The sequence below is a fragment of the Klebsiella sp. CN_Kp113 genome, assembly GCF_040064585.1.
Lineage (GTDB): Bacteria > Pseudomonadota > Gammaproteobacteria > Enterobacterales > Enterobacteriaceae > Klebsiella > Klebsiella michiganensis.
On sequence record NZ_JBEAID010000040.1, the window covers coordinates 47,230 to 53,599 of the forward strand.

The following is a 6,370-nucleotide window of genomic DNA, read 5'->3' on the forward strand; positions in this document are numbered from 1 at the left end:
CTTATCTTCCCAACCACGGCTGTGGATTGACCGCCTGACCCTGGCGGCGAATTTCGAAATAGAGCGACGGACGGCCCTGACCGCCGCTGCTGCCTACGAGAGCGATCGGCTGGCCCGCCCGGACCTGAGTGCCGACGCTGACCAGCGCGCTTTGGTTATAGCCGTAAAGACTCATGTCGCCTTTGCCGTGTTCAACGACCACCACCAGACCATAGCCCTGCAGCCAGTCGGCGAGAATAACCCGACCATCGGCAACGGCTTTGACCTCGGTGCCTTCAGACGCAGCGATAACCATCCCCTTCCAACGTAGTTCACCTTGCAGCTGTTCGCCATAGCGATGGAGAATTGAGCCGCGAACCGGCCAGAATGCCTGGCCGCGCGGTGAGCCAAGTCCGCCGGTGCGGGACATCAGCGAGCGTTCGCTTTCGGTAGGTTTGTAGGTGGTGCCTTTACGCGAGGCTTCCTGCTGGCGATCGCGCACATCCTGCGCTTCGCGGGCTTCGCGATCCGCCCGCGCTTTGGCCGCCGCCGCCGCCTGGGCGATACGGCCGCGCAGGCGTGATTCGTTAGCCCGCATCTCGCTGAGCTGCTGCTGGCCTTGCTGAATGGAGGATTCCAGGCTGGCGAGGGTCTTTTTACGTTCGTTGCGCGCCTGCTCCAGCTTGCTCTGCTGGGCGCGCTGTTCGTACACCAGGGTTTGCTGCTGGCTCTGTTTCTCTTCCAGCATCGATTTTTGCACCGCCACGTCTTCGCGGGTTTTCTTCAGCTGGGCGATGGTTTCCTGGCGCGCCTGGTTCAGATAGCCAAAGTAGGCCTGCAGGCGCTGATTACGCTGCCCCTCTTCGCCGCTGAGGATCATCTGGATGCCGGTATGCGGCCCCTGACGAAACGCGGCGTCGAGCTGCGCGGAAAGGTTACGCTCCTGCGAGGCGCGCTGACGCTCCAGCTTGGCCAGCGCGGCGTTCATTTCGTCGATCTGCTTATTCAGCTGGTTCAGCGTTTCCTGGGTTTCGCGCAGCTTGCGCGCGGCGGCGGAGATGGCCTCCTCCTGCGCTTTTAGCTGGGCGACCAGGGAAGCGCGCTGCTGCTGCTGTTGCTTAATCGCCCGCTGTTTAGCGGCGATATCGGCCTGAATGGATTTAAGCTGGTCGCGATCGTCGGCGTGAGCAGATGCGGCGCACAGCAATACGCCAGCGCTAAGCGCGCTGGCGTAAAAGACGGATCGAACTGCCGTTGCGATCCATGTAGTTGAATACGTCGCCTTTCCCCTCATGGGGAAGGATTATTCCACGATGAACAGCGGCTTGCCAGTCATCTCTTGCGGGATTTCCATTCCCATCAGCGTCAGCATGGTCGGCGCGATGTCGGAAAGTTTGCCGCCGTTGACCGCTTTGACGTTTTTATCGCCAACGTAAATCAGCGGAACCGGCAGGTTGGTGTGCGCGGTGTGCGCCTGGCCGGTGGCCGGATCGCGCATCTGCTCGGCGTTGCCGTGGTCTGCGGTGATCAGCAGCTGTCCGCCAACGGATTCAACGGCTTTGCTCACCTGGTCGATGCAGTCATCCAGCGCTTCGACCGCTTTAACGGCGGCTTCCATTACGCCGGTGTGGCCAACCATATCGCCATTCGGGTAGTTACAGATGATGGTGTCGAACTGACCGCCCTTGATGGCGGCAACCAGTTTTTCGGTCAGCTCAGCGGAGCTCATTTCCGGCTGCAGATCGTAGGTGGCGACCTTCGGTGAATTGATCAGAATGCGCTCTTCGCCTTTGAACGGCTCTTCAACGCCGCCGTTGAAGAAGAAGGTCACGTGAGCGTATTTTTCAGTTTCGGAGATGCGCAGCTGGGTTTTGTCGTTCTTCGCCATCCATTCGCCGAAGGTGTTCACCAGAGATGCCGGCGGATAAGCGCAGGCGACTTTAATGTCCGCGGCGTATTCGGTTAGCATGACGAAATCGAGGTTTACCACTTTCTTACGGGCGAAGCCGTCGAAATCGGCGTTAACGAAGGCGCGGGTAATTTCGCGCGCGCGGTCGGCGCGGAAGTTCATGAAAATCAGCGCATCGCCGTCTTCCATCGCCGCATCGGCCTGGCCTTCAGCGCGAATAACGGTCGCTTTCACGAACTCATCGTTTTCATCGCGCGCATAAGCGGCCTGCAGGCCCGCAACGGCGGTATCGGCCTGGAACTCGCCTTTTGCCAGGGTCATCAGATCGTAAGCCTGCTCAACGCGGTCCCAACGGTTGTCGCGGTCCATGGCGTAGTAGCGGCCAACGATCGAGGCAACGCGGCCTTTGCCCAGCGCGGCAAATTTGTCTTCGAATTTCGCCAGCGTCTTTTCAGCGCTGCGCGGCGGAGTATCGCGGCCGTCGAGGAAGGCGTGCAGATAGATTTTATCCGCGCCGCGTTCGGCTGCCAGCTCAACCATCGCCATGATGTGGTCTTCGTGGCTGTGGACGCCGCCCGGAGACATCAGGCCCATGATATGCACGGCTTTGCCTGCGGCAACGGCTTTATCGACCGCGCCGGTCAGTACCGGGTTGGCGAAGAAGGTACGTTCTTTGATTTCAACGTCCAGGCGGGTGAGATCCTGATACACGATACGGCCCGCGCCGAGGTTGACGTGGCCCACTTCGGAGTTGCCCATTTGACGATCCGGCAGACCGACTTCCAGGCCTGAAGCATCAATCAGGGTATGCGGACGTTTCGCCCACAGTGCGTCCATAACAGGGGTTTTGGCGCTGTAAATAGCGTTATCCTGCTGGTCTTCACGATAGCCATAGCCATCCAGAATGACCAGTACCATAGGTTTTTTAGAAACCGACATTGCGACAACCTCATGCTCAAAGACAGAAAATTTGCGTAATTTTACTACAGCTGAATCGATCAAATCACCGTAAAAGATCAAAGAAAGAGGGCGGCCAGAGCGCATTGCCGCGGCGAGAGCGGTTTTTTTTCGTGACGGGCCGCAGAAAATACATTACATCGCGCTCACTGGCTGTATTTGCCGCAATGCACAGGTATACTCCTTCCCTGGTTTTTTTATCACTTAGTCGGGAGTTGTAACCCCCCATGCAAGAAATTATGCAATTCATCAGCCGTCACCCCGTCCTGAGCATCGCGTGGGTCGCGCTGCTGGTGGCGGTGCTGTTCACCACCTTTAAAGGGCTGATGTCGAAAGTTAAAGTCATCACCCGCGGTGAAGCGACGCGCCTGATCAACAAAGAAGATGCCGTGGTTGTCGATCTGCGTCAGCGTGACGATTTCCGTAAAGGCCACATTGCGGGTTCTATTAACCTGCTGCCGAGCGATATCAAAGCAAATAACGTCGGCGAGTTGGAAAAGCACAAAGCACAACCCATTATAGTGGTAGACGGCTCAGGTATGCAGGCGCAAGAACCCGCCAGCGCGCTGAACAAAGCCGGTTTTGAAAAGGTCTTCGTACTGAAAGAAGGCATCGCTGGCTGGAGCGGCGAGAACCTTCCGCTGGTACGCGGTAAATAATTTACCCGCGTCTTTATGGCGTAGCGCGGTTTTCCCTGCGGCGGCTATTCGTCAGCGGGAAAACAACGCCTGCGGCGTAAAACTCTCGGGGGTAAAAACAGGAGTGAAGTCATGGCCAATATTGATATCTATACCAAAGCGACCTGCCCGTTCTGCGTACGTGCAAAAGCGCTGCTGAACAGCAAGGGCGTGACGTTCAACGAGTTGCCTATCGATGGCGATGCTGCGAAGCGTGAAGAGATGATTCAGCGCAGCGGTCGAACGACGGTTCCGCAGATTTTTATTGATGCGCAGCACATTGGCGGCTGTGACGACTTGTACGCGCTTGATTCACGTGGTGGACTCGATCCCCTCCTGCGCTAATTTTTGCGCTCATCCCCATTGGACGGGCGTACTTAAGGACAACACGAAAGGGTTTTACTATGTCAGAACAAAACAGCACCGAAATGACTTTCCAGATTCAGCGCATCTACACCAAAGATATTTCTTTTGAAGCGCCGAACGCGCCGCAAGTTTTCCAGAAAGATTGGCAGCCGGAAGTTAAACTTGATCTGGATACCGCTTCCAGCCAGCTGGCTGAAGGCGTGTATGAAGTGGTGCTGCGCGTGACCGTAACCGCCTCTCTGGGCGAAGAAACCGCATTCCTGTGCGAAGTACAGCAGGGCGGTATTTTCTCCATCGAAGGCATCGACGGCACCCAGATGGCGCACTGCCTCGGCGCATACTGCCCGAACATTCTGTTCCCGTACGCGCGTGAGTGCATCACCAGCCTGGTTTCCCGCGGCACCTTCCCGCAACTGAACCTTGCGCCAGTGAACTTCGATGCGCTGTTTATGAACTATCTGCAGCAGCAGGCTGGCGAAGGTGCTGAACAACATCAGGATGCCTGATGAACGCGCTTAACGCTGCAATGACTGTGATCGGTGCCGGCTCTTACGGCACCGCTCTTGCCATCACCCTGGCAAGAAATGGCCACCACGTTGTGCTGTGGGGCCATGACCCGAAACATATTGCGACGCTGCAGCACGACCGCTGCAACGCCGCATTTCTTCCTGACGTTCCTTTCCCCGACACGCTGCATCTGGAAAGCGATCTGGCGACCGCGCTGGCGGCCAGCCGCGATATCCTCGTCGTCGTGCCGAGCCACGTTTTCGGCCAGGTGCTGCGGCAGATTAAACCGCTGATGCGCCCCGACGCTCGCCTGGTATGGGCGACGAAAGGTCTGGAAGCGGAAACCGGGCGCCTGCTGCAGGACGTGGCCCGTGAAGCGCTGGGCGACGCGATCCCCCTGGCGGTGATTTCCGGCCCGACCTTCGCGAAAGAGCTGGCGGCAGGCCTGCCGACGGCGATCTCGCTGGCGTCGACGGATCCGCAGTTCGCTGACGATTTGCAAAGCCTGCTGCACTGCGGCAAGAGCTTCCGCGTCTATATCAACCCGGACTTTATCGGCGTACAGCTCGGCGGGGCGGTGAAAAACGTCATCGCTATCGGCGCCGGCATGTCTGACGGCATCGGCTTTGGCGCCAACGCGCGTACCGCGCTGATTACCCGCGGGCTGGTTGAGATGTCGCGCCTCGGGGAGGCCCTGGGCGCCGATCCGGAGACCTTTATGGGAATGGCGGGCTTAGGCGATCTGGTGCTCACCTGCACCGATAACCAGTCGCGTAACCGCCGCTTCGGCATGATGCTCGGTCAGGGCATGGATGTGCAAAGCGCGCAGGAGAAGATTGGCCAGGTGGTTGAAGGCTATCGCAATACCAAAGAGGTTCGCGTTCTGGCGCAGCGTTTAGGCGTCGAAATGCCAATAACCGAGGAAATTTATCAGGTATTGTATTGCGGAAAAATTGCGCGCGAGGCAGCATTGACCTTATTAGGTCGTGCACGCAAGGACGAGCGTAGCAACTAACTGCGATGGAACCTGGATCACCTGAATGACCCGGCCAGCAAAGAACTGGCCGGTCATTATTATATCGTCTGGAGTCAGCAATGCCGTGTGAAGAACTGGATATCGTCTGGAATAATATTAAAGCCGAAGCTCGGGCTTTAGCTGACTGTGAGCCAATGCTCGCCAGTTTTTACCACGCCACGCTACTCAAGCACGAAAATCTCGGCAGCGCCCTGAGCTATATGCTGGCGAATAAACTGGCTTCTCCGATCATGCCCGCCATCGCGATTCGTGAAGTGGTGGAAGAGGCCTACGCCGCCGACCCGGAAATGATCGCCTCCGCCGCCTGCGATATTCAGGCGGTGCGAACGCGCGACCCGGCGGTGGATAAATACTCCACCCCGCTGCTCTATCTGAAAGGATTCCACGCGCTGCAGGCCTATCGTATCGGCCACTGGCTGTGGAATCAGGGGCGTCGGGCGCTGGCGATCTTCCTGCAAAATCAGGTTTCCGTATCGTTCCAGGTGGATATCCACCCGGCGGCGAAGATTGGTCGCGGGATCATGCTGGACCACGCCACCGGCATCGTCGTCGGCGAAACGGCGGTGATTGAAGACGACGTATCGATTCTGCAATCCGTGACCCTGGGCGGTACCGGTAAAACCAGCGGCGATCGTCATCCGAAAATTCGCGAAGGGGTGATGATTGGCGCCGGGGCGAAAATCCTCGGCAATATCGAAGTCGGACGCGGGGCAAAAATCGGCGCGGGTTCGGTGGTGCTACAGCCGGTGCCGCCGCATACTACCGCCGCAGGCGTTCCCGCCCGCATTGTGGGCAAGCCGGAGAGCGATAAGCCCGCGATGGATATGGATCAGCACTTTAACGGCATACACCATACCTTCGAGTACGGCGACGGTATTTGATTGATTTCCCGGAGGCGATGCTGCGCATCTGTCCGGGCTTGTATGATTACTCCGTCAG

Annotated in this window: 7 protein-coding genes; 5 read left to right on the forward strand and 2 right to left on the reverse strand. The window is 58.0% G+C overall.

Translation table 11 applies throughout. From position 1 onward, the window contains the following. Nucleotide 1: 1 nt before the first annotated feature. Together envC and gpmM are read right to left on the reverse strand one after the other, a co-directional pair. Nucleotides 2-1,273 carry a murein hydrolase activator EnvC gene (gene envC / locus ABLV30_RS24330; RefSeq protein WP_025107808.1) on the reverse strand — a complete coding sequence of 424 codons (1,272 nt, stop codon included), beginning with the start codon at nt 1,271-1,273 and terminating at the stop codon, nt 2-4. A 9-nt stretch (nt 1,274-1,282) separates the two neighbouring features. Next, complete coding sequence (gene gpmM / locus ABLV30_RS24335; RefSeq protein WP_014227235.1) at nt 1,283-2,827, reverse strand: 2,3-bisphosphoglycerate-independent phosphoglycerate mutase; 1,545 nt, start codon at nt 2,825-2,827, stop codon at nt 1,283-1,285. Nucleotides 2,828-3,072: 245 nt separating this feature from the next. Between gpmM and ABLV30_RS24340 the strand changes: the two genes are divergently transcribed. The 5 genes from ABLV30_RS24340 to cysE all read left to right on the forward strand — a co-directional run bounded on the left by ABLV30_RS24340 (nt 3,073) and on the right by cysE (nt 6,312). After that, a complete protein-coding gene (locus ABLV30_RS24340) occupies nt 3,073-3,504 on the forward strand; it encodes a rhodanese-like domain-containing protein (RefSeq protein ID WP_004126582.1) in 432 nt (143 codons plus the stop codon). A gap of 111 nt (nt 3,505-3,615) precedes the next feature. Next, complete coding sequence (grxC, locus tag ABLV30_RS24345; RefSeq protein WP_004106850.1) at nt 3,616-3,867, forward strand: glutaredoxin 3; 252 nt, start codon at nt 3,616-3,618, stop codon at nt 3,865-3,867. A 59-nt stretch (nt 3,868-3,926) separates the two neighbouring features. Then, the gene (gene secB / locus ABLV30_RS24350; protein ID WP_004106849.1) at nt 3,927-4,394 is read left to right on the forward strand and encodes a protein-export chaperone SecB; all 468 of its coding nucleotides are present in this window, start codon (nt 3,927-3,929) and stop codon (nt 4,392-4,394) included. Continuing rightward, complete coding sequence (gene gpsA / locus ABLV30_RS24355) at nt 4,394-5,410, forward strand: NAD(P)H-dependent glycerol-3-phosphate dehydrogenase (protein ID WP_004855462.1); 1,017 nt, start codon at nt 4,394-4,396, stop codon at nt 5,408-5,410. Before secB ends, gpsA begins: the two co-directional genes overlap by 1 nt. Before the next feature lie 80 nt (nt 5,411-5,490). Continuing rightward, complete coding sequence (cysE, locus tag ABLV30_RS24360; RefSeq protein ID WP_004106845.1) at nt 5,491-6,312, forward strand: serine O-acetyltransferase; 822 nt, start codon at nt 5,491-5,493, stop codon at nt 6,310-6,312. Nucleotides 6,313-6,370 lie beyond the last annotated feature (58 nt).